Genomic DNA, 26,753 nt, shown 5'->3' on the forward strand with positions numbered 1-26,753 from the left:
ATTTGGGGTTATAAGCTGGCAGTGGCAGCATCGGAAGTGCCGCCAAAATCATTAATCGCCTGCCAACTCACCGAGTCTATAGCGCCCTCGGGGAGGTCAACGGTGAGAGTGCCGTGAGGGGCTACCATCAGCGCGCCTTTAATTTCACTGCTCCCCACTTTCAGAGCATAGAAGGAGACGTGATAGGCAGTGGGGTTGCTCACCTGCAATTGCATGCCTTGACGCGAGAAGCGCAGGGCTTTATAGGCATCTGCGGCTTTACCGGCTAGCCCTGCTGGGCGGTAAAATAATTTGATGCGGTTCTTAATTGAGATAAATAGCTGGTTGCCATCACCTTTTTTACTGGCTGGAATGGTTTTGACATTCAGCCAATGCACCGACTCGCGATCTTGCGGTAAATTGCCGCCAGCTAATAAAATACGCAGGCTACTTTCCTGCTGACCATCTAAACGGAATAACGGCGGGGTGATAATAAACGGCACTTTGTTATTATTGATAGCCTCGAAATTATCGACCCAGCTTTGAATTAAATAAGGGGTGTTTTTATCCTGATTGGTAATGGATAAAGTGGCTTCTTTTTTAGCACCATCATAAATAACTCGGGTGCCGCCGACCGCAACACCGGCCTGAGCTGACTGCATCGCGCCGGTTAAACAGGCGATAAAGAATAACGATTTCAACCACGACATGATCTTTCTCTCTAAATAAATTAATGTCTTGCCTTGGTGGCAACAAAAAAGAATAAAAGTTACTGCCCCGATGAATAAAATATCGGGGCAGTAAAGACACAACAAATACACCGCTAATAAAGGTATTAGCGCGGGAGAGGGTTAGTTGTAAGTAATCTCGTAATTAACAGCAGCCGATGCATCCCCGCTTGTAAGTGTTTTACTGGTTTTTACATATTTTAATTTGTATGTAAGGTCTTTGCTTGTTGCGCTTGCCATATCTTGGGGTTTGGCATTTGTATTGATTTTGATTTGTGTAACGTCATCGCTTTCAAACAATGCTAATGCAGCACCTTCAACACCAGCCAGTTTCCACGCGTCAATATTATCAGTATCTGCTTTACCGCTAAATTTTACGGTTGCTGTCTGGCTGATAGCAGGACAGCCAGTGAGGTTGATGGTCAAGTCTGTAGTAGAGTCTTTGGAAAACTCACCAGCACTGTTGCCTAGTTGCTCATTAGTAATTAACGGCATATTAACTGTTGTAGCTGTTGAGGTTACTACACATGGGCTTGCAGAAATTGAACCGGTAACATTAATTGTACCTGTTGAGGCATTTGCCGTAGAGGCAAATACCGAGGCGGCCAGTAAAGAGGTGACAATCAGTTTTTTTTTCATCGTCATATTCATAATAAATCTCCAATCCGAAATAGTTCACGACAGTTAATGGTATTGCTTAATCATTAATTTATTTGGCACCAATGGCCGATTTTACAATGAAGGATATTTGTTGCCGTTTCATCTTGGCCGCTAATATAGTGGCCTGCGGTGTTAATAAGCATGTCCATTATTCGGAATTAATGTCGGGTAAGAGATAGTGAGAATTTAATAAGGCGGATGGTTTTATGACTGATTTGGAATTTGGCCTTAATATCGTGATTAAGGCGACATTACTATGATTATTTTTATTAGAATTGTTTGGAAGTGGGCGTTATTTAGTTTGTTGGAAGTGATTTGGGGGGTGGGTACGGTTGTTAGAGCAACTGAGTTAACTTAACTTCTGATGAACCAACCGCCAAAGGGGGCGGCGGCCCCCTTGTGGAATCCCGCGCTTTCGCACGTATCGCCTGCCCACTGCGTGGGTTCCCTCCCTCATCATTTCGCTAGCGGAACGGCTTTATTCGCGTCCCTGCTCATGACGCCTAAATCCGCCGTCCGTGGCGGATTTCCCTTGCTACACTCTTCACTCGGCTGCTCAAATATGCTTTGAAAGTCAAAGGAGAAAATCAAAATCTAAGGGCTATGGTTTTGATGTTGAGCGCAATCAGGGATATTACCGACAAAGACGATGGCCCGAGTGAGCCGCCATGGACGGCGGCGAAAAGCGCGCAGGAGCAGGACGCGACTCGCGCTGGCTCGATAAGGCCAACGGCTGCCGAAGGGGACTGCGAATAGCAGTAATATTTCGCGCAAGACGCAGGAGCAGGAGCAGGAGGGCCGGCTTGCCCTCCTGCTCGGTTGAGGCGACTGGGATTAAGTGGTCACTGAACGACTATCAACCGAAATAATGATCCGGTGCTCTAACAACCGAACCCATCACTAATCATCAATCACTAATCACCCCATCAATATCACCGATACAGCGTCTGCGCCCACCTCGCTAATCCAGCAGTAACAGAGCCAAAATCATTGCCACCCACTAATGGAATACCCGGCAATTGCTGCTGTAATGCCGCGCGTAGTAGAGGGGAACGAGCGCTACCGCCAGTCAGATAAATCACATCCGGCGTGACGTGGCTGGTGGCTAGCGCCAGACTGACTTGCTCCTGAATGCGTTGCAGTGGCTGGGATATGGCCTCGGCGAGCTGCTGTTGGCTGATACTTTGCTTCAACTCCGGTTGCACAAAATCCAGTGCCGCAACGACCTGTTGTTGCTCAGAAAGCGCAATTTTGCTCTCTTCTGCGGCCCGCACCAGGCGGTAGCTTAAGCGCTGTTGATAGACTTTCAGCAGGCGTTCTACTTGCTGCGGATTAGCTGCATCACGGATCAAATCCCGCAGGAAACGCCCATTAACCGTGCTATAGAAATCGCTCTGGGCCGGAACATCATTGGTGGCAACAGCATTCCAATAGGGTAACGACGGCATCGCAATCCCTTTTTCGGTTTCGCTGCCCATACCAAACAGCGGCATAAGTTGCTTGAATGCCAACATGATATCGAGGTCATTCCCGCCGACACGGCAACCGCTGTGGCCTAGTAGGCTTTGCTGGCGATCGGCCAGGCCTTGCCATTTAGGCCCCATCAGCAGCACTGAGCAGTCAGTCGTCCCACCGCCGATATCCACCACTAACACGGTTTTCTCGCTCTTTAGTGTGGCTTCAAAATCTAATCCAGCGGCTACGGGTTCAAACTGGAAGGCGATATCGCGAAAACCAGCGCGTTGCGCGGCACGCAGTAAAATACCTTCAGCTTGTTGGTTGGCTTCTTCGCCGCCTGAACCCTGAAAGTTAACCGGGCGGCCAATCACAGTCTGGCTGATTTCTGCGGCCAATACCGATTCTGCCTGGCGCTTAATATGGAACATCATCGCACAGACTAAATCCTCAAACAGCGCCAACTGTTGCGGTTTCAATCCATTAGCGCCCAAGAAGGATTTAGGTGATTTTACAAAGTAAACTTCTTCAGGATCTTCGATATAGTGAGCTAGCGCTGATAAGCCGAACATCACACTGTCAGCCGTCACCGGAATATCTTCTTCGCGATTGAACGCTATGGCCCGGCGTAACAGTTGCTGGTTTTCCTCACTACCGGTTGGCACCTGCCAGTGGCGGTGCAGGCACTCACTCACGGCTTCTCGGGTAGGGGCGCACAGCATTGAGGGCAAATAGACGTCATTATTCTCCAGCACCAGCAATTCGGGAGCATCATCCCGCATCACTGCAACCGAGCAGTTTGCTGTGCCGTAGTCAAATCCAATGAACATAATTGCCCCCAAGCCAAATAAAAGGGAGCGACTTTACCCTAGAGTGGGCAGTGGGGCAATCGTCAAGTCAGGATATCAGGCCATTTTATCGCGTTATTTTATGACGAGATGCCGCTGTTAAGTACCTGAGATAAGGGTTCTGTGCGGCCAATCATTTCGCCATCGGCTAAATCAACACCAATCTCAAGCAATTTACTCAGGGTCGGTGGTAGCTCTATCGGGCCTGCCAGTGTGGCGATATTTGCTCGTTGTGCGGTACCATTGATAATGGTTATCAGCACTTCATCCATTTGATTAACATGAATATGGGCGACTAATTCACTGTCATATCTCAGGTAATCAATGTGGTGCTCAGCTAATAATTCGAAATCATTCAGATTATGGCCAAACTCTTTCACGATGAGCTTGCAGCCCAACTGTTGCAGCTTGGCGAGGAAGTTGCCAATCGCAAACGGATATTGCAGCAATGTAGACTCATCTACCATCCAATACAGACTGTGCGGTGGCAGTAGGGTCTGTTGTACCAACGTGAGCAGTGATTGACGAAAATCCTCTTTGAGCAGCGCCAACTCTGACAGTGGGATCGCCAGTGCCAGCCCTTTCTGATGAATGGCCTGGGCGTGATCAACTAATAATTGCTCGCATACCCAGCTATCGACTTTCGGCTGCAAATTATACAACATCGCTGCCTCCTCGAAGGCAGACTGGCTGACAATGATATTGTCTTGTCGATCAATCTGGAAAGTGACCTGATAGAAGCGCACGGCCAATGGCGTTTTAGGCGGCGCCGTCGGGGTCACCTGTAGCAACAGTTGGTTCTCACTGAGAATATTTTCTACATCTTCCCGAGTCAGCAATTCGTGCTGGCGAGCTAACAGCAGCTTTTGCCTCGGTTGGTAGAGATAAACCTGCCCGCGCCCGCTGTGCTTGGCGGTATAACAGGCGATATCAGCCTGCTCCATGATTTCACTGCGTTGACTGTTGCTGCTACTGATTTGCGTGACACCGGCACTGGCACCTATACGGTAGAGCTTATCTTCCCAATAGAAATGATAGCCATTGATCATGGTGACCAGACTTTGGGTGATAGCTTTGGCATGAGGCAAGGTGCAATTGAGCATCAGTAGACCGAATTCGTCGCCACCCAGACGTGCAACACAATCACTGTTGCGCAGATGCTGGCGCATTAATTGACTGAGCTCTTTGAGCAGTGCATCACCCGCAGGATGCCCGGCGGTGTCGTTAACCGCTTTGAAATAGTCCAGATCAAGGAAGGCCAGCGCGTGTTGTTGGTCAAAATCGATGCTTTTCTGAATAGCTGCTTTCAGGTTATTTTCAAAATTGGCGCGATTTGGCAGGCCGGTAAGATTATCGTGCGACGCACTGTGGCTGAGTTTACGCATCATGGCGCGAGATTCGCCGACATCCTGGAACACCAGAACTGCCCCGACAATCGTTCCCTCCAGTGTTTTCAGTGGCGCGACAGATTCTTGAATGTCGTAATACGGCCCGTCGCGATGATGCAATACGATTGACTCATTCAACGAAGAGTAAGGGCGATGAGTGAGACAATGCTCTATTGGATTATCAATTTCTGGCCCATCTACGCCGTTGGTCAGCTTAATAATATGCTGGACGGGCTGTCCCAGTGCGATAGTATTAGCCCAACCGGTCATTTTCTCCGCGACCGGATTCATAAAGGTAATCTTCATTTCCTGGTCAGTACACACCACAGCCTCGCCGATGGAATCGAGAGTGATGTGTAATCGCTCTTTCTCTTCATGCAGGGCTTCAGTCAGATTTCTGATTTCTGTCATATCCAGCGTGGTACCAATCAGGCGCAGAATATTGCCATTCTTGTCGCAAATCATATTGGCCTGAATACGCAAATGGACGATATCGCCATTGGCCAGCAATAGCCTGAACTCAAGCTGGTACGGTTGACGTTTAGTAAGGACTGCACTGTATTCACGTTTCACTCGGTTGATATCTTCCGGGTGAATGTATTGCTGCCAGACTGTATCATCAACGTAGGTATTGAGCGGGACATGATAAAGCTCATACATCCGTTTATCCCAACTGATCACCTGCTTTCTGATATCTAACTCCCAGATACCGATCCCACCGGCTTCGTTAGCCAGCGTAATGCGCTCCATCAGGCGGCGATTTACTATCTCGCTCTTTTTCAGATCATTAATATCTTCGACCTGTGAGATGTAATAGAGCGGTTGTTGCTGATGGTCTCGCACCACACTGACCACCAGTAGCGCCCACACGACCTCGCCATCACTGCGGACATAGCGTTTTTCCATCGAATAGCTGGGGATGTGGCCATGATACAAATCATCGAGCAACTTCAGGTCGGCGGAGAGATCCTCCGGGTGAGTTATTTGCTGAAAGGTCAGGGTAAGCAAGCTTTCCTGACGGTAGCCTAGTAATTTGCACAGCGCTTGGTTGACCTGCATCCATTTACCTTCCGGCGATACCAATGCCATCCCGATAGCCGAGTATTCCATGGCATTACGAAAGCGGTTCTCACTTTCAACGATATGCTCTTTTTCCATGCGAAAGGCGTGCATCACCATCGCCATGGCGTGAGGCGGAATCAGTACCATCAATAGTGGAATAAAGGAAAATGCCTGCACTGACAGTTTGGTATCAGCCTGAAGTGTAAACAGATTGAAATTGATCATCATCGCAATCAGCAATGTGGCCAGAAAACAGATAGTAAAGGTTTCAAAACGAGGCAACCGAATCGAGGCCCAAATCAATGCCATGATAATGAAAGTAAAGGGAAATGGCAGATACATTAGACCGATATAACAAGCTGACAGTGACACTATCATCATCCATGTCATGTCGAACAGCGCTTTCGTTTTGTTGGTAATATTAAAATAACCTCGCCGGTAAAGTAGCCCAACAGGCCCCAGCGACAACATGCCGATGGCTTCAGACATAAACCATACGGTCAGTACTTGGGTAAAGTTGCCGTTTTGGGGAGCCAAATACCATGCTGCAGCTACCCCACTGATCAGGGGAACCAGAATCACGGTACAGACCGAGAATTTGAGCCAACTGAAGAGGCTATTAAGCGGGTCTTTGGGGTATAACAGTTTACGCAGTAGCCACGCGCCAGCAGCTGCTTCAGTAAGGTTTATCAAGGTCAGGGGCAGGGGAAACCAGCTGATGCCATATAAAATAAAATTGGCAGTGATAATACATATCCCTGCGGCCAATAATTGCCACGACCAATAGCGTAAGGGATGGTGAAATAATGCCACCATCAATACTGCGGTTGGGAACCATAATGGGGCTAGATTTTCTGATTGCTCAGAAAGGCGAATACAAAATAGTGCGAGCAAAAACACCACTATGCTAATGATAGTAATGTGCAGAATAGTTTTATTGTCAGGAGCCGGTTTTTCGGCCGCGCTGAGATCCATAGAACACCTTATTTTGCTCGCATCATTTTAATTATGACGGGGAATCCATCACATAAAAATATACAGCATTTGAAAACGCTTATATTCAGTAGTTTAGTATAGCTAAGCATGGATGGTTGCGATTTTCTGGTTCTATGCTTAATTAATTATTTGTTTATTATCATAATTCTTAAACTAAGAATAGAGTGGCGAGTCCCAGAAAAATGAAAAAACCGCCAGTATCGGTAATAGCTGTGATCATGACACTGGAACCGATTGCCGGATCTCGACCCAAACGAGCCATGGTCATCGGGATAATGACGCCCATCAGTGCCGCCATTAACAAGTTAAGTATCATTGCCAGCGTCATCACGCCGCCCATGGCCGGATCGCCATAGAGTAGATAGGTGACCACCCCCATAATCCCACCCCACACCAGACCATTAATCAGCGCAACACCTAACTCTCTGAACATCAGGAAGGTGACATTACCCTGCTGGATATGATGCAGCGCTAAGGCTCGAACAATCATGGTGATGGTTTGATTACCGGTGTTACCGCCAATGCCGGCGACAATTGGCATTAATGCGGCCAATGCCACTAATTGTGAGATGGTATCTTCAAATAACCCGATGACTCTTGAGGCCACAAACGCGGTGCAGAGATTGATGGCCAGCCATGACCAACGGGTACGAACCGCACGGCCCACAGGGGAGAACACGTCTTCTTCCGGGCTCAATCCCCCCATGCGCCTTAAGGTGGTGTCGCTCTCTTCATTGACCACGTCAACGATCTCTTCGATGGTCAAACGGCCCATCAGTTTGCCTTTTGCATCAATAACGGCGGCACTGATCAAGTCATAACGCTCAAAAGCACCTGCGGCATCTTCTGCTTTCTGTTCCGGTTGGAAAGTTGTCGGGTTACTCTCCATTACCTCAAATACCTGGGTATCTGGCGCATTGAGCAGAATGGCGGTTAACGGCAGTTCGCCCAGTAAGGTATTTTTACGATCAATAACAAAGATTTTATCTGTAGCATCGGGGATATTTTTCCGATAACGCAAATAACGCTGCACGGTGGCGAGGGTGACATCAGCCCGAACCGTCACCAATTCGAAATCCATCATCTGACCGACAGTATCACGGCCATATTGGATAACTTCCCGTACCCGAGCGCGTTGATCCGGATCCAGTGACGTTAACAGGCGGCCCATCAAGTTACGCGGCAGGTATTCAGCCAGATAAGCCTGTTCATCGACATGCAAGGTGCGCATCGCTTTTAACAGGTCTTTATCGCTCATCTCTTTGATCAGCGTATCCCACACTGTTTCAGAGACTTCGACTAGCGTTTGACCGCGTTTTTCATTTTTCACTAACCGCCACAATGCCAAACGTTCATCGTTGGGCAAGGCTTCGAGTAAGTCGGCAAGGTCAGCGGCGTGCAGATCGTCGAGCAGTGTTTTGATTTCTAAAATTTGTTCAGCTAATTGCTCATCACTGAATTTTTCCCGCTCATCCTGACGGCCAAGAATGCCATCTACTAAAGCTTTATTATTTAATAAGAGGGATAGGATTCGATTGCGTATTTCTGCCAGTTTTTTCGCGTTATTTTTAGAGGTTTTTTTGGCCGCAGCAGAAAACGAAACCGGAATGATTGGTACTGGCATAATGTGTAATGTCCGTGTGTATAAAACGAGCGCATGAGTGTGAAAATCTAGGGGCTAACATCTGTCTCATGCGGGCCAGGAAGCTCACTGTCCACTGACAACTCAACTTGTTGTGCTTCACGTCGCTCCTGATGATGAGAAATAGAGGCGATCCCTGCAAACAATAAGCGGCCAAATAGAATGAGAAAGCTCACCAGCAAGATGATTTTTGTTAGTTGGGTCGATGGCCGTCTCTTCATATTTACCCTGTGTCCTTGAAATTGCAGCGGTGTTAGTTGGATTCGTTCACCCGAATCACTTACTCATGTAAGTTCATCGGGGTGTAGTTGATTACGCTTTGTCAGCCTCAGATTCGGCTTCTTCCGCTACATCTTCTTCAATAATTAGCTTCCAGCCAACCACGTCATCCCAATATGCCTGTTCACGTTCAAAATCCAGTTGTACCAGATTATTTTGTGCCAGGTAACCCGCCGGGAAACGCAATGTCCAATGGCTATCGTCAGTTATCAGTCGCAGTGTTTCCGGTGTGGTGGTCGATTGGCGCTGATTATTCAATAACGTGCTTAAGCGTAATAACTGAATTAACGGTAAATAGTACTTTTTCTTGAATAAATTCAAGCGTGGTAACTCATCAAGCTTAATGGCTTTACGATGCATACGCACCAGGGTTGCCAGCAGCAATTGCTGCTCCTGATTGAAGCCGGGCAGGTTGGTATTTTGCAATATATAGGCAGAGTGGCGGTGCATCCCGCTATGATTAATACTCAGCCCCACTTCGTGCAGCATGGCCGCCCAGTTTAACAAGGCTTCCAATTGCGGTTGCACTAACTTAGTATTTTGCGCCATCCATTGAGCATAAAGTTGCTCGGTGGTTTCCAGTACCCGACGGGCTTGCTCCCGGTCAATATTATAGTGTTCGGCCAAACTTTTAGCCGTGCGCTGACGGATATCCTGATGACGGAAACGGCCTTCCATTTCATACAACACGCCTTCACGCAATGCACCATCGGACAGTCGTAACTCTTTGATTGCTAGCGCATCAAACACACCGCACAAGATAGCCAAACCTGGCACAAATACCGATTGGCGATCTTCCGATAATCCCGGCAGGCTTAGTGCAGAGAAATGTTTGTATTGCAGCACTTGATCAACCAGCATTTCGAGGCGTTCTGGGGTGATCAACCCATCCTTCTCGCCCATTTCCACCAATACTTCGTAGGTGGCCTTAATGGTGCCGGACGCACCCAGAGCATATTGCCAGCCTTGAATACGGTATTGCCAGGCAAGGTTTTCCAACTTTTGTGCAGCAGCCAGGCGGGCGCGCTTAAAGTTTATCTTACTGATTTCGCCGTGTGGGAAAAACTGTTGTGCAAAACTGACACACCCCATACGGCGGCTTTCAACCAACAGAGGTTCAAAATCTTCACCAATCACCAACTCGGTTGAACCACCACCGATATCAATCACCAGTTTACGACCTTTTTCGGGCTGGGTATGTTCGACTCCCATGAAAATCAGACGCGCTTCTTCCTGACCCGAGATAATTTCGATCGGATAAGGAATGACTTCGGCGGCGCGCTTGAGGAAGGTCTCTGCATTCGCCGCTTGCCGCAGTGAATGCGTCCCGACGATGCAGACATTGTCTGGTGAGAAACCTTGCAAACGCTCTGCAAACAGGGCCAGGCAAGCCAGACCTCGCTCGATGGCTTCTTCACTTAGCATATTATTGCTATCCAGACCATCAGCCAGATGCACGCGCTGCTTCAGACGCCCTAAAACCTGCAACGCGCCGTTGACGACGCGGGCAATGACCATATGAAAACTGTTGGATCCCAGGTCGATAGCAGCAATTTCTTGCGGTTTCGAGGTAATTGAATTGTTGGTTAGCGGCATAGTTTTAGCTCGATGCGTCTGGTTGTTCCAGCGCTTTTAAATAATCATAGATGGCAATCTGTGCACGTACTTTGCGCCTATTTCCACGCGGTACATAACGATTACTCAGTTCTTTATCAATATAACGGGCTTTCACCGTGTCGTTGAATAGCAGCTCTAAAATATCCAGCACCCGCTGCTTTAACCTCGGGTCTAGTAATGAGACTGCCACCTCAATACGATAATCAATGTTACGGGTCATCCAGTCGGCGGAAGAGAGATAGACTAGTTTGTCGCCTTTATTCTCAAAAACGTACACTCGGTCATGCTCTAAGAAGCGATCAACGATACTGGTGACCTGAATATTATCGCTGATCCCCGGCATATTAGGGATTAACGAACACATCCCTCGCACTAATAGCCGGATCTTCACGCCCGCACTGGAGGCGCTATATAACCTATCTACCAGGCCTTTATCCACTAAATTATTTATCTTCAGGGTAATACCGGCGCTTTCGCCCGCCTGAGCATGAATAATTTCCTGATCAATCAATTGATACAGCATCAAGCGTGAGTTCTGTGGTGACACCATCAGATTATCGAACTTGACCGGACGGTAAGGGTTTTCAATAAAGTTAAAGACCCGTCGTACTTCATTGGTAATACGTGCATCAGCCGTCAGCAAAGAATAGTCGGTATAAATACGGGCTGTTTTCTCGTTAAAGTTACCGGTACCAATATGAGCATAACGCACGATCTCCTCGCCTTCGAGCCGAGAGATTAGGAATAATTTGGCATGAATTTTCAGCCCCGGCGCGGAGAAAATAACGTGCACACCAGCCGCAGTCAGACTTTTGGCCCAATGGATATTGGCTTCTTCATCGAAACGCGCCTGTAATTCCACCACCACCGTCACTTTTTTACCATTATGAGCGGCATGGATCATTGATTCTATAATGCGCGAATCTTTGGCAACGCGATAAATATTGATTTTAATGGCCAAAACACTGGGGTCGAATGATGCCTGACGCAGTAATTCCAACACGTGTTCGAAAGTGTGATAAGGATAATATAGCAGCACATCCTGTTCGCGAATGGCATCAAAACCATTGCGGAATTTATCAAACCAAATATGGCGCAGACGTGGTAAGGGTTTATTAACCAGATTGCTTTTCCCCACATTAGGGAAGCTGATAAAGTCTTTAAAATTATGGTAACGGCCACCGGCAATGACGGAATCGTCGTTAGAGATACCCAGTTTATTGCGCAGTAATTCCACCATTTCATCAGGCATATCGCGTTGATAAACAAAGCGTACTGGCTCTGCGGTTAGGCGCTGTTTTAGGCTCGACGACATCAATTCCAGCAGGCTGGATTCCATTTCAGTGACCAAATCATATTCCGCATCGCGGGTCATTTTCATGGAGTAGGCATTCAGCGCGTCGTAATCAAAGAAGCCTTTAAAAATCTCATCGAGACAATATCTAAGAATATTATCAAGTAATATCATTGGTTTGCGACGACGAGGGGCTTCCGGTGGTAAATTAACGAAGCGTGGCACTTTGTCTGACGGTATTTCTAGCAGCGCGTAGGCTATTTCCTGGCCACGGATAATTTCCACTGCTAGATAGGTGTAATCATCTTTTAAGAATTGCACCAAATTAGTGTCGTGGTTAATCAGAATCGGCGTGATGTGCTGGCGCAGATGCTGTTTGAAGTATTGCTTTAACCAGATTTGCTGATTTTCGGAAATTTGCCGCTCATTAATCAGGAAGATCTGATTACGCGCCATTTCCAGCAATAGATCATTATAAAGCCCGTCAAATTCTTGATCAGCTTTCACCACTTTGCTTTGGATTTTTTTCAGCAAATGGCGAGAGGTAACGGCAGAGCCTTGCTCCTCGCTAATTAAAATGCGCCGTTTCAGATCGGCGAAACGGACTTTATAAAATTCGTCGAGATTATTGGAGTAAATGCCAAGAAATCGCATCCGCTCGATAAGTGGATTGCTCTTATCCGCCGCTTCCTGCAATACCCGTTCATTAAAAGATAACCAACTGAGTTCTTTTTCGGTGTAGAGCTTTTCCTGACCCATTGCAACTCCAGTAAGATTATTGTGGGAGTATTTAGTGTCCTCAATCATTATTGCGAAAGATTGACAAGAAAGTCCAACAGATATCACGAGTTAACGTTGTTGGTTAAAAACGCCTACATTGTCATGCAAACGCCACAAAACTGACATAAGATGCTCGGTCATCTGGCGGTATATCTATTCATAGATAGGCGCTGGCTTGATAACATAGGCGATATATAGCGTAAGGGCATGGGGCAAGCAAAGATTATGCAGCAAGCGGGCGTAGTAACACTATCAGGGAGAGATAAGCGCCGGGCTGTCATTGAACGTCTGGTGCGTATGTTAGTGACGGGCAGTGGCCTGTTGGTTTTGCTGACCTTAATGCTTATTTTCGTCTATTTATTGTACGCTGTTCTGCCTCTATTTAAGCCCGCATCCATTAATTTGCATCATCAATTTGCCGTGAATCGTAGTGCGCCGACGCTTGCTATGGGGGCTGATGCCGCAGGGCTGGTAGGATATCGCATTGATGATAAGGGGAGAGGCTATTTCATTCGGCTGGATAAGCAGGGTGAATCGCCCGCTGGAAGCCTTATCAGTGAGCACCCGCTATCGCCCCCACCGCTATCAATCAGTCGTGCTGCGGGGGCGCAATCTTTGTATGGCATTGGCCTGAACAAAGGTCGTTTTATTCTGCTGCAACCCGATTTTTCAGCGACACCGCCCAGCTGGCAATATCCGCTGGGTGAGAAACCGCGTTTTCTGGATTTGACAGGCCAAAACCTGAGTCATTTGGTGTTGGCTGAACCCCAACCGCAACATTTTTCTGTTGCTGCGACTACCGCCGATGGTCGTCTGATGGCTGGGATGTTTACTGCTCAAGGGCAGCAGGTCACTGAACTGACGAATGTCCCCAAGGCCGTTGAGCAACTGTTATTAGCACCCGACGGGCACCTGCTCTATCTATTATCCGGCCATCAGGTATATATCTACCAATTTGGCGCTGAACTGACATTACGAGAAGTGGTTTCATTGCAAGATGACAAACACCCGTCGGAAGGGCCATTGCACCTTTCTTTATTAGCAGGGGGAAAGTCACTGCTGGTTCAATCGCCGGACGGTGCTGTCACGCAATGGTTTGATGTACCTAAAGGGCCAGACAACCAATATCATTTGACGCGAATTCGCAGCTTTACGCCTGCAGGTAAGGGCTTACTAACTACTGAAAACACGCGGCGGGTGTTTGCTTCACTATCTCCTCAAGGTGATCTATCACTGTTCTCCAGTATCCAGTCAGCACCGCTGTTACAACATAAACTGGTGGCGGGAATCACTCATGCCGCATTCTCCCCTTGGGGCGATAAACTGCTGGTCGAGGATGCTGCCGGTTGGTCTGCCTATCAATTAGACAATCGCTACCCTGACATCCATTGGCGTAGCCTATGGCATAGGGTGTGGTATGAGAATTACCCCGAACCGGCCTATGTTTGGCAATCAAGTTCGGCACAAGAGAGCTATCAAGCTAAATTCAGTCTAATCCCCATAATCTTCGGCACCTTAAAAGCAGCGGGCTATGCCATGTTATTCGCTGTGCCTCTGGCATTGGCTGGTGCTATTTATACTGCTTATTTTATGTCGGCGGGCCTAAGGCGAATAGTTAAACCAACGATTGAGATGATGGGTGCCTTTCCTACGGTAGTGATCGGTTTGATTGCCGGTATTTGGCTGGCTCCGATTATCGAACAGTATTTGACCGGTGTTTTATTGTTGCCCCCCTTGCTGGCATTGACGATTTTATTGTGTGGCTGGGGGAACGCTCGATTGGCAGCAAAAACGCAACGCCAGTTACCCGCGGGCTGGGATGTCATTATTTTGCTGCCGGTCATTTTATTGACTGGCTGGCTGGCACTCTGGTGCGGGCCAAAACTGGCGATAGGTGTACTGGGAGTACCGCTGCATGAATGGTTGGGCGATAATTATGACCAGCGCAATGCCTTAGTGGTGGGGGTTGCCATGGGCTTTGCCCTGATCCCGGTCATTTTCTCGCTGGCCGAAGATGCACTATTTAGCGTGCCGCCATCACTGAGTCAGGGCTCTCTGGCGCTGGGAGCAACCTCATGGCAAACCCTGATTCGTGTGGTGCTGCCTTCAGCTTATGCCGGTATTTTTTCCGCATTAATGATTGGTTTTGGCCGTGCAGTAGGGGAAACCATGATTGTACTGATGGCGACCGGCAATACACCGATTATCGATGGCAGCATTTTCCAGGGGTTACGGGCGATGGCCGCTAATATTGCCATTGAAATGCCGGAGGCGGTGATGGGCAGTGGCCATTATCGGGTACTGTTCTTGACGGCATTGGTGCTGTTTTGTTTCACGTTTTTAGTCAATACACTCGCTGAGTCCATTCGCTTGCGGTTACGTGAACGCTATCAAATGGAGCAGATTGTCTGATGACTGGCTTCACTAAAAAATGGTTTGCTTCCGGCTCGCCGTGGATCTGGCTGACGGCCGGGGCGGTGAGTGTCAGCTTACTGGCCTTACTGGGTGTGGTTTTATTGTTGGCGGGGCAGGGGTTGCGTTATTTTTGGCCCAGCCCGGTTTACGTTTTTGAACTCAAACAAACCGCCGCTGGCCCTGTCCGGGTAATTGGTGAAATTTATCAGCAGCAGTCTATCCCACGCGAACAATTAGAGCAGGCAGGCATTATGTTACCGCCTGAAGCGGGTGAAACTGTGACCCGTTATCTGATTAAGACGGGTAATCGTGAGATACAAGGGCAAGATTTTCATCGCTTGCTGGACACCGATATTCAACAGCGCAGCCAGCCCAAAGATTTATTGGTGTTAGATCGCCACATTAATGGTACGGCATATGGATTTCTTGCTGGAATGCTGGATAACGGCCAGCCGGTGGTAGGCGATAATTTAGCTCAGGAACTGCAAAAACGTATTCCGGTCATACAGTCGCTGGTCAGGCAGTCCAAAGACATTCAGTTCCGCCAGATGAATATGCTGAATCAACAGTTCGAGGCATTGCGGCTACAGAAAAAACGCCTGCAAATTAGCGGTGACTTTGATGGCAAAGCGCAAGACCGCATTGAAGCCGAGTGGGGTGAACTCCAGCGTAGCCATCAGGCGATGATGGAAAAATTACGCGGCTTGCAAAGCGATCAAAGCCGTTACACTCTGCTATTGCGCGATATGAATGGGCAAGTTCATCCACTGCCACTGAGTCAAATCAATCGTGCCTGGTACCCCAATGAGATGAGTCTTGGGCAGAAACTACGCCATTTCGCGGTGCAAACACATAAGTTTCTGACCGATAACCCGCGTAACGCCAATACTGAAGGTGGGGTTTTCCCGGCTATTTTTGGCACCGTGTTGATGGTGATCCTGATGTCTATTGTTGTCATGCCATTGGGGGTGATTGCAGCGGTTTATTTACATGAATATGCAGGCAAAAACTGGCTGACTCGGATGATTCGTATTTCCGTGGTGAATTTAGCTGGTGTACCTTCCATTGTTTATGGGGTATTTGGCCTCGGTTTCTTTGTCTATTTTATCGGTGGTTCACTGGATAAACTATTTTATCCCGAAGCGTTACCTAACCCGACATTTGGGACACCAGGGGTGCTATGGGCGGCATTAACGCTGGCTTTATTGACATTGCCGGTAGTGATTGTTGCCACAGAGGAAGGATTATCGCGTATTCCGGCCAGCTTGCGACAGGGATCATTGGCGCTAGGGGCGAGTAAAGCCGAGACACTGTGGCATATTGTGTTGCCGATGGCTGCCCCGGCGATGATAACCGGGTTGATTTTGGCGGTAGCGCGAGCCGCGGGGGAAACGGCTCCCTTGATGTTGGTGGGGGTGGTGAAATCAGCGCCACTATTGCCAGTGGACGGCGTTTTCCCATTCCTGCATCTGGAACGTAAATTTATGCATTTAAGCTTCCAAATATACGATATGGCATTCCAAAGCCCTAATGTAGAAGCTGCCCGGCCATTAGTCTTTGCCACCGCGCTACTGCTGGTGATTATTGTGGTAGGCCTTAATTTAGCGGCTATTGGAATTCGCCATCATCTGCGCGAAAAATACCGTGGTTTAATGCTGTGACTGAACTTTTTAATCCGCAGGATGAGATATGGGACTTTTGATGCCGGATTCGCTGCCGCTGTTAGATGTGCAGCAATTGACTCACGAGCAAACTGCATTAGCGGTCGAAAAGCTCAATTTATTTTATGGCGAAAAACAGGTGCTGCATGATATTTCCTTTGATATCCCCAGCCACCGTGTTACTGCGTTAATTGGCCCCTCCGGTTGCGGTAAATCAACCTTGTTGCGCTGTTTTAATCGCATGAATGATTTGCTGGATAACTGCCGTCTTGAGGGGCAGATTCGGCTGGGTAACCAAGTGATTACCGATAAGACCACCGATGTGGCTGCACTGCGTCGGCGGGTCGGCATGGTCTTCCAGCGGCCGAATCCTTTCCCAAAATCTATTTATGAGAATGTGGTTTATGGTCTACGTTTGCAGGGGATCCGTGATAGGCGAGTATTGGATGATGCCGTCGAGCGCTCATTACGCGCTGCTGCCTTGTGGCATGAAGTTAAAGACCGATTGCGCGAAAATGCTTTTCGCCTCTCCAGTGGTCAACAGCAGCGCTTAGTGATAGCCCGGGCTATTGCCATTGAGCCGGAAGTGTTATTGCTCGATGAGCCGACCTCGGCGTTAGACCCTATTTCGACATTAACCATTGAAGAGTTAATTACCGAATTAAAACAGCAGTATACCGTAGTCTTAGTGACCCATAATATGCAGCAGGCGGCCAGGGTTTCAGATTACACCGCGTTTATCCATCAAGGAGGGTTGGTGGAATATAACGCTACTGATGCGTTATTTACTTCACCACATCAGCGGCGTACAGAAGATTATATTACTGGGCGCTATGGTTGATGGCATTTGGGTGAAATTGACGCTGAAGCAGTTTGGATTGCTACAGCGTCAATGATCTCATTATCGGCTAAGCACTCTTTATCGATGGTGTCTTATATTTCGCCAAATATTGCGGCTGGAAAATACACATACGTATTGCAGTGCGGTATTCACCATTGATAAAGAACTCTTGTTTTAACTCGCCTTCTAATTCAAAGCCTAATTTACTGTAGATATGAATAGCTTTCTCATTTTCTTTATCGACAATCAAATATAGCTTATACAAGTTTAGGACGGAAAAGCCGTATTCCATTGCTAATCTTGCCGCTGCACCGGCATAACCTTTGCCTTGATGGGCTGGGTCGATAATAATCTGAAATTCAGCGCGGCGGTGAATGTGGTTAATTTCAACTAACTCAACCAGACCGACTTTGGTGCCCTGGCTTTCAATAATAAAGCGGCGCTCGCTCTGATCATGGATATGTTTATCATACAGATCAGACAGCTCGACGAAAGCCTCATAAGGTTCTTCAAACCAATAACGCATAACACTGGCATTATTATCTAACTGATGGACAAACGGCAGATCATCCCGTTCCAGAGGGCGTAACCGGACGCTGCTAGTGGTAGACATGCTTATTCCTCATATGACGACAGCGGCTGCTGCCTTCAAAATTATACTATTAGTGTAAGGGGTAAGCACAAGGGAATTAAAAAAGGCGCTCACCTTAAAATGGCAGCGCCTTTAATTAATATTGACTAACTTATTCACTCAGCCGCATAACCTTGTGTGGGTAAGCGTTTATCATCCAGCCAGGCGGCATTATCACGCATTGCCAGACGGCCATCAGTAAACCAGCCGACCACTAACGGGTAAATGCTATGCTCTTGAGTTTGTACTCTCAACATGATATCCGCTTCGCTATCATCACTAAAAATCGGGACGTTAGCTTGCAGGATGACCGGGCCGCCATCCAGTTCTTCTGTGACAAAGTGCACTGAGGTGCCGTGTTCCTGGTCGCCGTTTTCCAATGCTTGACGATGGGTATGCAAGCCGGGGTATTTCGGCAGCAGAGAGGGATGAATATTCAACATCCGCCCAGCATAATGCTGAACAAATTCCGGGCTGAGAATACGCATATAGCCCGCCAGTACCAGTAAGTCAGGCTGATACTGATCAATAGCTTGCGCTAATGCTAAATCAAAACTGGCGCGATCGGCATAAGCCTTGGCATCCAGAGCATGATGCGCAATACCCGCCAATTCAGCTCGCTCTAGCCCATAAGCATCAGGATTATTACTGAAAACAGCACTAATCTCGCCTGAAATACGCCCTTGTTGTTGGGCGTCTATCAGTGCCTGTAAATTACTGCCTTGGCCGGAGACCAATACCACTATCTTTTTCATAATACCCTTCGTACTTGAAGTTGCAGGGAGAATTATCAATATTACGGATTGATAATGACTTGCTCTGCACCATCAGTCGCCGCAGCGATAACACCGATTTTCCAGGCTTTTTCACCGGATGCGGTCAGCAACTCAACCGCTTTGTCTGCCAGTTCAGCGGGGAGCGCAACAACCATACCGACGCCGCAGTTAAAGGTACGGTACATTTCGTGGCGGCTGACATTACCGGCTTGCTGTAACCAGCTAAACACCGCTGGCCACTGCCAGCTAGCTTCATCAATCACTGCCTGAGTCCCTTGCGGCAATACGCGCGGGATATTCTCCCAGAAGCCACCACCGGTAAGGTGAGCAATCGCATGGACATCAAGTTGTTCAATTAAGCTTAGAATTGATTTTACGTAGATTTTGGTCGGTTCCAGTAGATGGTCAGCCAGAGATTTACCTTCCAATTGGGTCTGTTCTGGATTGGTTTGGCTGACTTCCAGAATTTTACGCACCAAAGAGTAGCCGTTAGAGTGCGGGCCGCTGGCCCCTAACGCCACCAGCGCATCACCTGGCGCAACTTTGCTGCCATCAATAATTTCTGATTTTTCGACTACGCCAACACAGAAACCGGCAACGTCATAATCTTCGCCGTGATACATCCCTGGCATTTCGGCGGTTTCACCCCCGACCAGCGCACAACCTGATTGCTTACACCCTTCGGCAATCCCGGTAATCACACTGGCGGCAGTATCCACATCCAGTTTACCGGTGGCAAAGTAGTCAAGGAAGAACAGTGGCTCTGCGCCTTGAACCACCAGGTCGTTAACACACATAGCGACTAAATCGATACCGATGGTATCGTGACGTTTCAGGTCCATCGCCAGACGCAGCTTGGTGCCGACGCCGTCGGTGCCTGAAACCAGAATAGGTTCACGGTATTTTTGTGGCAAAGCGCACAGGGCACCGAAGCCACCCAATCCCCCCATCACTTCTGGGCGACGAGTCTGTTTAACCACACCTTTTATGCGATCAACAAGGTCATTGCCGGCATCAATATCTACACCTGCGTCTTTATAGCTGAGAGAGGTTTTGTTGGTCACTGCGAGGTCCCCACGGCGGTTGGCGGTTTAAAGAAAACGCGACAATTCTAACAGCGGAGGCAAACGTTTGCGAGTGGCTTGTGATATCACTCCGATTTTTAGCCTTCTTGACTTAATAATGATTTTCTATTGATCTGAATCAGGCTATTGATTGTGGCGTTCAAAAAAAAAGGCGGTATAATCTCGCGATTTTTTTGGCCGCCAGTCGCCTAACCAGGAGAAAAATAATGAAGATCGTTGAGGTGAAACACCCGCTAGTAAAACATAAACTTGGTTTGATGCGTGAGAATGATATCAGTACGAAGCGTTTTCGCGAGTTAGCGTCTGAAGTGGGAAGTTTGCTGACTTACGTAGCGACCGCCGATCTGGAAACTGAAAAAGTCACCATCGAGGGTTGGAACGGGCCGGTTGAGATTGAACAGATTAAGGGTAAGAAAATTACCGTAGTCCCTATTCTGCGTGCTGGTTTGGGCATGATGGAAGGGGTATTGGAAAATGTGCCTAGTGCGCGCATCAGTGTGGTGGGTGTCTATCGTGATGAAGCGACTTTAAAGCCGGTGCCTTACTTCCAAAAGCTGGTGTCAAATATCGATGAGCGCATGGCGCTGGTGGTTGATCCGATGCTGGCAACCGGTGGTTCGATGATTGCAACCATTGACTTGCTCAAGAACGCGGGTTGTAAGAGTATTAAGGTATTGGTATTGGTTGCCGCTCCTGAAGGTATCAAAGCGCTGGAAGCCGCTCACCCAGATGTCGAGCTGTACACGGCTTCTATCGATCAAGGCCTGAATGAACACGGCTACATTATCCCTGGATTGGGTGATGCCGGTGATAAGATTTTCGGAACCAAATAAAAGGTCACCCCATTATGCTATTCGCTTGCCATTTTGAACCAGGGCAGTGCTCGAAATCCTCACGTACTACGTGTACGCTCTGGTTTCTGTGCGCTGTCCGTGTCCAAACTGCCTGCGCTCATTACCGCATACTGGAATAACCTTTAGATAGCCGACTCGATAGTCGGCTTTTTTTTGAATAATTTTCAGCATTCAACACAACACCATATAACTTTCATTAGAGGATAGAGAAAATGAGCCGTCGCACCATTGGCGTCAGCGAGCGCCCACCGCTGCTCCAGACGATCCCCCTGAGTTTCCAACATTTATTCGCAATGTTTGGTGCCACTGTTTTAGTTCCTATTCTGTTTAAAATTAACCCGGCGACGGTGCTGCTGTTTAACGGTATCGGAACCTTGCTTTACTTATTCATTTGTAAGGGAAAAATTCCTGCTTATCTCGGTTCTAGTTTTGCCTTTATTTCGCCAGTATTGCTATTACTGCCATTGGGTTACGAAGTCGCCTTGGGCGGTTTTATCATGTGCGGTGTGTTGTTCTGTCTGGTGGCATTGATTGTAAAAAAAGCCGGTACCGGTTGGTTGAATGTCCTATTTCCACCTGCAGCAATGGGAGCGATTGTTGCGGTTATCGGCCTTGAATTGGCTGGCGTAGCTGCGGGGATGGCGGGGCTGTTGCCTGCCGAAGGGGTGACAGTCGATTCTACCACCATCATTATTTCAATGGTGACCTTAGGTGTGACCATTCTAGGGTCAGTGTTATTCCGTGGTTTCTTTGCCATTATCCCTATTCTGATTGGGGTGCTGGTCGGTTATGCCTTGTCATTCGTTATGGGGGTGGTTGATTTGACTCCTATTCGTGATGCTCACTGGTTTGCCTTGCCGACATTTTATACTCCACGTTTTGAGTGGTTTGCCATTCTGACTATCTTGCCCGCGGCATTGGTGGTGATTGCCGAGCATATTGGGCATTTGGTGGTCACAGCAAATATTGTGAAAAAAGATTTGATTCGTGACCCTGGCCTGCATCGTTCGATGTTTGCTAATGGTATTTCGACGGTTATTTCAGGTTTCTTCGGTTCGACACCGAATACCACTTACGGTGAAAATATCGGCGTTATGGCGATCACCCGTGTTTACAGTACTTGGGTTATCGGTGGTGCAGCGATTCTGGCAATTATGCTCTCTTGTGTCGGTAAATTGGCCGCTGCGATTCAGGCAGTGCCAGTGCCGGTTATGGGGGGCGTCTCACTGCTGCTGTACGGAGTTATTGCCGCATCAGGTATTCGCGTATTGATCGAGTCAAAAGTCGACTATAACAAAGCACAAAACCTGATCTTAACCTCTGTCATCCTGATAATTGGGGTGAGCGGTGCGAAAGTGAATATTGGTGCCACGGAGCTGAAAGGCATGGCACTGGCGACAGTCGTGGGTATCGGCCTGAGCCTGTTGTTCAAAGTAATTAGCTTAATTCGCACCGAAGAAGAAATTATCGAGGCGGGAGAAGACGAGCCTGCGCTTAAGTAAAAGTGCGATCTGGTCGAACTGTATTTGTCAGTTCGGCCAGTTTTTTACCTAAGGACAGGTTTTTATGCTGTTGTCATTTTTTGTGGTAAACTTGCCACGTTTTCCCGCCCGTTTTGTTGGTTGAGGTGCTTCTGAATACGCCGGCACAGCTTTCACTGCCACTCTATCTTCCCGATGATGAAACTTTTGCCAGTTTTTATCCGGGGGAGAACCCGTCCCTATTAGCGGCGATCCAGTCTGCAGTTCATCAGTCTCATGGCAGTTATATCTATTTTTGGTCGCGCGAAGGCGGTGGCCGTAGTCATCTGCTGCATGCAGCTTGCGCCGAGTTATCACAAAAAGGTGAGGCGGTGGGATATGTCCCGCTGGATAAACGCGCATATTTTGTGCCGGAAGTATTGGATGGCATGGAGCAACTGGCCCTGGTTTGTATTGATAATATTGAGTGTATTGCAGGCGACGAACAGTGGGAGATGGCGATGTTTAATCTCTATAATCGCATCGTGGAAACCGGCCGTACTCGTTTATTGATAACCGGTGATCGCCCACCAAGACAGTTAAATCTTGGTTTGCCTGATTTGGCTTCTCGGCTTGATTGGGGGCAGATCTATAAATTGCAGCCCTTATCAGATGATGAAAAATTGCAGGCTTTGCAATTACGCGCCAAATTACGCGGTTTTGAATTACCGGAAGATGTGGGCCGTTTTTTGTTAAAACGCCTCGATCGAGAAATGCGCACCTTATTTATGACGTTAGATCAACTTGATCGAGCCTCCATTACTGCGCAGCGCAAACTGACTATCCCCTTTGTGAAAGAGATCCTCAGCCTTTAATACCCCGCGTTCTTATGACACAGGGCATGAATTCATTCAGGCAATGACTACAAAATCTCCAGTACCTGCTCTGGTGGGCGGCCAATGCGCGCTTTGCCGTGATAAACCACGATAGGGCGCTCGATAAGCTTAGGATTATCACTCATGGCTTGCAGCAATTGTTCTTGCGTCAGCGCGTTATCAGCCAGATTCAGCTCCTTATACAACTCCTCTTTGGTGCGCATCAATTGCCGGGCGTCACTGAACCCCAACTGTTGTAGTAATTCTTTTAACGTTGCCACCGAAGGTGGGGTATCCAGATACAATATCACCTGCGGTTTGATGCCCTGTTGCTCAACTAACGCGAGTGTTTCCCGGCTTTTGGAGCAACGCGGATTGTGATAAATCGTGACGTTTTTCATAGTAACTTTCCTTAGGACTTCTGGTATTTACGGAAGCGTTCATTCAATTGGCGCAATTGGTCAATTCGCGCATCATAGCGCGCCTGTTCCAAACTCCCTAGTTTCACCCGCGCACTGGCATCACTCAGTAAGCCGATGGCTTGAGTTAATTTGCCACTCAATGCCAGGCTTTCCGCGCGCGCAGCCAGTTCCTGATCGCGCAGGCCAAGTGCTGCTGCGGCTTGCGCCAGTAAATCCCAACCGTTAGGGTCATTCGGATAGCGGAATGTGTAGTTACGCAATATTTTGATAGCCGCCGCCGGTTGGCTGCCTTGAACATAGGCATTGGCCAGATTGAGCTGTAACACCGGGTCATTATTTTGTTTAGCGGTTGCGGTTTGTAGGCGGCTAATGGCGCTGGCCGCTTTGTTTTGCCCCAAATCGATATCTGTCATTAAATCGAGGAACCAAACATTGTTCGGTTGTTGGGTTAACAGCGGCTGTAACTCATTACGGGCTTCATCGTACTTTTTGGCTTGATACCACAAAATGGCTTGGCCATATTTGGCGGCCATTTGTTCGCGTGTCGTGCCTTTGCTCAACGTCTCAAGTAGATCGGGTGTCAGGTTGTTTTCGGTTGAGCCATACATACCCAGAATACGAACTTTGGCGAATAAGTAATCTTGCGACGAGGCAATCGGGTGCGGTTTCATCTGATTAGCACGGTTGCGTGCATCAGATAGACGGCTATCGGGTAATGGGTGGGTCAGTAGCATTTCCGGTGGTTTAGATGCATATCGCGACTGATCGGCCAGTTTTTGTAAGAAATTGGGCATGGCTTGTGGATCAAATCCTGACCGCTGTAGCACTTGAATGCCAATTCGGTCGGCTTCTTGCTCATTGCCCTGCGTAAAGCTGATGATGCCCTGCTGAGCACCTGCTAATGTGCCACTCAAACCCGCCATACCCGCTTGTGGGCTCGCCATTGTCAGCAGAATAGACCCTAGCACACCAACCCATGTCAGTGGTGCCATACGCTGCTGTTCTTCCATCGCTCGCGCCAGGTGGCGTTGAGTGACGTGAGATATTTCATGAGCTAATACGGAGGCCAGTTCGCTTTCATTTTCTGTATAGCGGAACAGGGCTGAGTGGAGCACCACATTGCCACCAAAGAAAGCAAAGGCGTTAATTTGATCGTTATTCACCAAATAGAAATGGAATGGTGTGCGCACTGAGTAAGCATTTGCGACTAAGCGATTACCCAGCGTATTGATGTATTGTGTCAATAATGGGTCATAAATCAGTGGGGCACTGGCACGCATTTGGCGGACATAAAAGTCCCCCATGGCTTTTTCCTGATCGATACTCAATGTCGCCCCAGCTGAGGTGCCGATATCGGGTAGCAGATCTTGTGTCTGTGTCTCAGCATTGACAGATATGGGGCCAGTGAGCAGTAAACTGCTGAGCAGTGTGACGATCACCGTCTTACTTATCCGGCCTGTTTTATTTAACTGATATGTCATAAACGAGATTGCCCCTACTGATGTAATGACAATTAGACTCCGAGATGTGCAAGAGTTCTTCTTCCTTGCACTGCTCTCCAGTACAATCATCACGAAAGCGAGTTAGATCACAAAAATAGTATTAAATAAGTCAAAGGCTAAGCTCATCATCCTTAACTGAGACTCGCAGCTATCTTAGTCAGCCTATAGATATAAAGAAATAGTTATATAAAGGAATGGCGGCTAGGGCAACGGCGATAAAGAAACGATTGGCGTGTAAACCGGACCTTCGGGTTATGCCTCTGCATCATGGGGCTGTTTAAGGGATTCGCTTACTTGCGGATTCCTCATAGTATTTAAGGAGCAATTTCGGATGCTAGAGATGTTGTTACAATGGTATCGCCGTCGTTTTACCGACCCGCAGGTTATCGCTTTACTGGTTATTCTGTTGGCTGGATTCTGCATTCTCTACTTCTTCAGTGGTATTTTGGCCCCGTTATTGGCGGCTATTGTTCTGGCCTATCTCTTGGAGTGGCCAACGGCTCGGTTACAGCGTATTGGCTGTTCACGCCCGTGGGCGGCCAGTATTGTGTTGGTAGTCTTCGGTGGTATTGCGCTGCTGGCGGTGTTTGTTGTTGCCCCGACAGTTTGGCAACAAGGTAATCATCTGATCTCAGATATGCCGAAGATGCTTAATAAATTCAATGCGTTTGCTCAGACATTACCTGCGCGTTATCCCGCATTAGTGGACGCTGGTATTGTCGATATGATGGCAGAAAACCTGCGTAGCAAGCTCTCTGGTATGGGGGAGTCAGTGGTGAAAATCTCGCTGGCTTCATTAATCGGCTTACTGACATTGGCGATCTATTTGATTCTGGTGCCGCTGATGCTGTTTTTCCTGCTCAAAGATAAAGAGCAGATGCTAAATGCGGTGCGCCGTATTTTACCGCGTAATCGTGGTTTGGCAGGTCAGGTTTGGTTGGAAATGAACCAACAGATCACCAACTATATTCGTGGAAAAGTGTTGGAAATGGTGGTGGTCGGCATTGCTACTTATCTGGTGTTCTTCGTGATGGGGATGAATTATGCCCTGTTACTGGCGGTGTTAGTCGGTTTTTCCGTCCTGATTCCCTATATTGGTGCGGTGATTGTTACCATTCCAGTGGTGCTGGTGGCACTGTTCCAATGGGGGATTGGCGCGGATTTCTGGACGCTTTTTATCGCTTATTTGGTGGTACAAGGTTTGGATGGTAACTTGCTGGTGCCGGTACTGTTCTCTGAGGCGGTGAATCTGCACCCACTGGTGATTATTCTGTCAGTGATCATTTTTGGTGGGATGTGGGGCTTTTGGGGCGTGTTCTTTGCTATCCCGCTGGCAACCTTGGTTAAAGCCGTTATCCATGCGTGGCCGGAGGAGTTTATCCCGGATGCGGATTAACTCTCCCCCCTGCGCCCTTGATGTCGCACCTGTGTTAGCTGCACTCACTCACCCGAATCACTGACCAGAGTCAGCTCATCGGATGAGTTCGCTGGCTGCCTTGCTGC

Annotated in this window: 21 protein-coding genes; 8 read left to right on the forward strand and 13 right to left on the reverse strand. The window is 48.1% G+C overall.

Translation table 11 applies throughout. The features are described 5' to 3' along the window. Positions 1–8: 8 nt before the first annotated feature. Positions 9–689 (reverse strand): molecular chaperone, encoded by a 681-nt coding sequence (locus ACF3VQ_RS05815; protein WP_392433774.1) that lies wholly within the window; start codon positions 687–689, stop codon positions 9–11. Positions 690–830: 141 nt separating this feature from the next. Next, positions 831–1,358, reverse strand: a complete 528-nt coding sequence (locus ACF3VQ_RS05820) for a fimbrial protein (protein ID WP_392433775.1) — start codon at positions 1,356–1,358, stop codon at positions 831–833. Positions 1,359–1,976: 618 nt separating this feature from the next. On the opposite strand from ACF3VQ_RS05820, the gene ACF3VQ_RS05825 reads away from it, so the two are divergent. Then, the gene (locus tag ACF3VQ_RS05825) at positions 1,977–2,123 is read left to right on the forward strand and encodes a hypothetical protein (RefSeq protein WP_392435778.1); all 147 of its coding nucleotides are present in this window, start codon (positions 1,977–1,979) and stop codon (positions 2,121–2,123) included. A gap of 176 nt (positions 2,124–2,299) precedes the next feature. Here the strand turns inward: ACF3VQ_RS05825 and yegD are convergent, their stop codons facing one another. The 6 genes from yegD to ppk1 form a co-directional block, all read right to left on the reverse strand. Beyond that, on the reverse strand, positions 2,300–3,652 hold the full coding sequence (gene yegD / locus ACF3VQ_RS05830) for a molecular chaperone (RefSeq protein WP_392433776.1): 1,353 nt from the start codon (positions 3,650–3,652) through the stop codon (positions 2,300–2,302). Positions 3,653–3,750: 98 nt separating this feature from the next. Next, positions 3,751–7,095, reverse strand: a complete 3,345-nt coding sequence (locus ACF3VQ_RS05835) for a diguanylate cyclase (RefSeq protein ID WP_392433777.1) — start codon at positions 7,093–7,095, stop codon at positions 3,751–3,753. Positions 7,096–7,264: 169 nt separating this feature from the next. Continuing rightward, a complete protein-coding gene (mgtE, locus tag ACF3VQ_RS05840) occupies positions 7,265–8,740 on the reverse strand; it encodes a magnesium transporter (RefSeq protein WP_392433778.1) in 1,476 nt (491 codons plus the stop codon). A 47-nt stretch (positions 8,741–8,787) separates the two neighbouring features. Further along, positions 8,788–8,979: a YfgG family protein gene (locus ACF3VQ_RS05845; RefSeq protein ID WP_392433779.1), complete on the reverse strand. Its 192-nt coding sequence runs from the start codon at positions 8,977–8,979 to the stop codon at positions 8,788–8,790. Positions 8,980–9,070: 91 nt separating this feature from the next. After that, a complete protein-coding gene (gene ppx / locus ACF3VQ_RS05850; RefSeq protein ID WP_392433780.1) occupies positions 9,071–10,633 on the reverse strand; it encodes an exopolyphosphatase in 1,563 nt (520 codons plus the stop codon). Between the two features lie 4 nt (positions 10,634–10,637). Further along, a complete protein-coding gene (gene ppk1 / locus ACF3VQ_RS05855) occupies positions 10,638–12,707 on the reverse strand; it encodes a polyphosphate kinase 1 (RefSeq protein WP_392433781.1) in 2,070 nt (689 codons plus the stop codon). A 246-nt stretch (positions 12,708–12,953) separates the two neighbouring features. On the opposite strand from ppk1, the gene ACF3VQ_RS05860 reads away from it, so the two are divergent. Genes ACF3VQ_RS05860 through pstB form a run of 3 tightly spaced genes read left to right on the forward strand, consistent with a single transcriptional unit; the run spans position 12,954 to position 17,645 of the window. Next, positions 12,954–15,140: an ABC transporter permease subunit gene (locus ACF3VQ_RS05860; RefSeq protein WP_392435463.1), complete on the forward strand. Its 2,187-nt coding sequence runs from the start codon at positions 12,954–12,956 to the stop codon at positions 15,138–15,140. Then, entirely contained in the window at positions 15,140–16,804 is a 1,665-nt protein-coding gene (gene pstA, locus ACF3VQ_RS05865) for a phosphate ABC transporter permease PstA (protein ID WP_392433782.1), read from the forward strand. The genes ACF3VQ_RS05860 and pstA overlap by 1 nt, the downstream gene beginning before the upstream one ends. Positions 16,805–16,832: 28 nt before the next feature. Beyond that, positions 16,833–17,645 (forward strand): phosphate ABC transporter ATP-binding protein PstB, encoded by an 813-nt coding sequence (pstB, locus tag ACF3VQ_RS05870; protein ID WP_392433783.1) that lies wholly within the window; start codon positions 16,833–16,835, stop codon positions 17,643–17,645. Positions 17,646–17,712: 67 nt separating this feature from the next. Here the strand turns inward: pstB and speG are convergent, their stop codons facing one another. From speG to purM, 3 genes are all read right to left on the reverse strand, one after another. Further along, positions 17,713–18,258, reverse strand: coding sequence for a spermidine N1-acetyltransferase (speG, locus tag ACF3VQ_RS05875; RefSeq protein WP_392433784.1), 546 nt, complete (start codon positions 18,256–18,258; stop codon positions 17,713–17,715). A 134-nt stretch (positions 18,259–18,392) separates the two neighbouring features. Next, a complete protein-coding gene (purN, locus tag ACF3VQ_RS05880) occupies positions 18,393–19,031 on the reverse strand; it encodes a phosphoribosylglycinamide formyltransferase (RefSeq protein WP_392433785.1) in 639 nt (212 codons plus the stop codon). Between the two features lie 41 nt (positions 19,032–19,072). Further along, positions 19,073–20,116 carry a phosphoribosylformylglycinamidine cyclo-ligase gene (gene purM, locus ACF3VQ_RS05885; RefSeq protein WP_392433786.1) on the reverse strand — a complete coding sequence of 348 codons (1,044 nt, stop codon included), beginning with the start codon at positions 20,114–20,116 and terminating at the stop codon, positions 19,073–19,075. Between the two features lie 227 nt (positions 20,117–20,343). Here purM and upp point away from each other — a divergent pair, with 227 nt between their 5' ends. The 3 genes from upp to hda all read left to right on the forward strand — a co-directional run bounded on the left by upp (position 20,344) and on the right by hda (position 23,326). Continuing rightward, on the forward strand, positions 20,344–20,970 hold the full coding sequence (gene upp / locus ACF3VQ_RS05890) for a uracil phosphoribosyltransferase (RefSeq protein ID WP_392433787.1): 627 nt from the start codon (positions 20,344–20,346) through the stop codon (positions 20,968–20,970). Positions 20,971–21,203: 233 nt separating this feature from the next. Continuing rightward, positions 21,204–22,493, forward strand: coding sequence for a uracil permease (gene uraA / locus ACF3VQ_RS05895; protein ID WP_392433788.1), 1,290 nt, complete (start codon positions 21,204–21,206; stop codon positions 22,491–22,493). Positions 22,494–22,618: 125 nt separating this feature from the next. Continuing rightward, a complete protein-coding gene (gene hda, locus ACF3VQ_RS05900; RefSeq protein ID WP_005172380.1) occupies positions 22,619–23,326 on the forward strand; it encodes a DnaA inactivator Hda in 708 nt (235 codons plus the stop codon). 47 nt (positions 23,327–23,373) lie between these two features. On the opposite strand, the gene arsC is transcribed toward hda, so the two are convergent. Beyond that, on the reverse strand, positions 23,374–23,727 hold the full coding sequence (gene arsC, locus ACF3VQ_RS05905) for an arsenate reductase (glutaredoxin) (RefSeq protein ID WP_392433789.1): 354 nt from the start codon (positions 23,725–23,727) through the stop codon (positions 23,374–23,376). Positions 23,728–23,738: 11 nt separating this feature from the next. Further along, positions 23,739–25,229 (reverse strand): M48 family metalloprotease, encoded by a 1,491-nt coding sequence (locus tag ACF3VQ_RS05910; RefSeq protein WP_392433790.1) that lies wholly within the window; start codon positions 25,227–25,229, stop codon positions 23,739–23,741. Between the two features lie 352 nt (positions 25,230–25,581). On the opposite strand from ACF3VQ_RS05910, the gene ACF3VQ_RS05915 reads away from it, so the two are divergent. Further along, positions 25,582–26,646 (forward strand): AI-2E family transporter, encoded by a 1,065-nt coding sequence (locus ACF3VQ_RS05915; protein WP_392433791.1) that lies wholly within the window; start codon positions 25,582–25,584, stop codon positions 26,644–26,646. Positions 26,647–26,753: the final 107 nt, after the last annotated feature.

Origin of the sequence: Yersinia fenwicki, from assembly GCF_043099325.1 — a bacterium.
GTDB lineage: Bacteria > Pseudomonadota > Gammaproteobacteria > Enterobacterales > Enterobacteriaceae > Yersinia.

Coding starts and splice junctions, on each gene's coding strand:
- upp (WP_392433787.1), top strand. CDS start 20,344: ATGAAGATCGTTGAGGTGAAACACCCGCTAGTAAAACATAAACTTGGT.
- mgtE (WP_392433778.1), bottom strand. CDS start 8,740: ATGCCAGTACCAATCATTCCGGTTTCGTTTTCTGCTGCGGCCAAAAAA.
- ACF3VQ_RS05845 (WP_392433779.1), bottom strand. CDS start 8,979: ATGAAGAGACGGCCATCGACCCAACTAACAAAAATCATCTTGCTGGTG.
- ACF3VQ_RS05915 (WP_392433791.1), top strand. CDS start 25,582: ATGCTAGAGATGTTGTTACAATGGTATCGCCGTCGTTTTACCGACCCG.
- arsC (WP_392433789.1), bottom strand. CDS start 23,727: ATGAAAAACGTCACGATTTATCACAATCCGCGTTGCTCCAAAAGCCGG.
- yegD (WP_392433776.1), bottom strand. CDS start 3,652: ATGTTCATTGGATTTGACTACGGCACAGCAAACTGCTCGGTTGCAGTG.
- ACF3VQ_RS05835 (WP_392433777.1), bottom strand. CDS start 7,095: ATGGATCTCAGCGCGGCCGAAAAACCGGCTCCTGACAATAAAACTATT.
- ACF3VQ_RS05820 (WP_392433775.1), bottom strand. CDS start 1,358: ATGAATATGACGATGAAAAAAAAACTGATTGTCACCTCTTTACTGGCC.
- uraA (WP_392433788.1), top strand. CDS start 21,204: ATGAGCCGTCGCACCATTGGCGTCAGCGAGCGCCCACCGCTGCTCCAG.
- purN (WP_392433785.1), bottom strand. CDS start 19,031: ATGAAAAAGATAGTGGTATTGGTCTCCGGCCAAGGCAGTAATTTACAG.
- ACF3VQ_RS05860 (WP_392435463.1), top strand. CDS start 12,954: ATGCAGCAAGCGGGCGTAGTAACACTATCAGGGAGAGATAAGCGCCGG.
- pstB (WP_392433783.1), top strand. CDS start 16,833: ATGGGACTTTTGATGCCGGATTCGCTGCCGCTGTTAGATGTGCAGCAA.
- ACF3VQ_RS05910 (WP_392433790.1), bottom strand. CDS start 25,229: ATGACATATCAGTTAAATAAAACAGGCCGGATAAGTAAGACGGTGATC.
- pstA (WP_392433782.1), top strand. CDS start 15,140: ATGACTGGCTTCACTAAAAAATGGTTTGCTTCCGGCTCGCCGTGGATC.
- speG (WP_392433784.1), bottom strand. CDS start 18,258: ATGTCTACCACTAGCAGCGTCCGGTTACGCCCTCTGGAACGGGATGAT.
- ppk1 (WP_392433781.1), bottom strand. CDS start 12,707: ATGGGTCAGGAAAAGCTCTACACCGAAAAAGAACTCAGTTGGTTATCT.
- ppx (WP_392433780.1), bottom strand. CDS start 10,633: ATGCCGCTAACCAACAATTCAATTACCTCGAAACCGCAAGAAATTGCT.
- ACF3VQ_RS05815 (WP_392433774.1), bottom strand. CDS start 689: ATGTCGTGGTTGAAATCGTTATTCTTTATCGCCTGTTTAACCGGCGCG.